The organism is Corynebacterium sp. HMSC074H12 (assembly GCF_001813755.1).
GTDB lineage: Bacteria > Actinomycetota > Actinomycetes > Mycobacteriales > Mycobacteriaceae > Corynebacterium > Corynebacterium hiratae.
Genome location: NZ_KV813936.1, coordinates 1 through 551, shown reverse-complemented (window position 1 = coordinate 551; position 551 = coordinate 1). Strand labels below are relative to the sequence as shown.

Genomic DNA, 551 nt, shown 5'->3' with positions numbered 1-551 from the left:
TAAATGCTTGTGAGGTGTACACACTGCCGTGATCGGAATGGAAAATTGCCCCAGTAAGGTTTCCGCGGACTTTTCTGGCATGAGATAAAGCTTCGATAACCAGCGATACCCGCATGTGATCGGCGAGTGCATGGCCGACAAGTTTGCGCGAGTAGACGTCGATGACCGTGGCCAGGTACATGTTCTTGCCGCCCTTACACGGCAGGTACGTAATGTCGCCTACATAGACGTGGTTCGGCCTGTCAGCGGTGAATTTACGGCCTACTAAGTCTGGCATGACTCGGTGGCCAGGCTTGCGCCTGGTGGTGATGCATCGACGCCGTTTGCTGAAGCCTTTCAGTCCCATGGATTTCATGATGCGTGCGACCTTCTTGTGATTTATCGGAGGAAAGTCCGTATCGTCGTTGAGACTTGCAGCGATGCGTTTAGCACCATAAAGCCCGTGCTCATCATCGAAGATGGTCTTGATTCGTGCACCAATAAGGGCATCGGAACACATCTTTAACCTGCGTTCTTGGCGGGTGTTGACCCATTTGTAGAACGAGGAGCGA

General features: G+C 52.5%; 1 protein-coding gene. It reads right to left on the bottom strand.

From position 1 onward, the window contains the following. Window positions 1–551 (bottom strand): IS3 family transposase (locus HMPREF2932_RS09270; protein WP_141756306.1); only part of this gene is annotated, 551 nt, incomplete at both ends.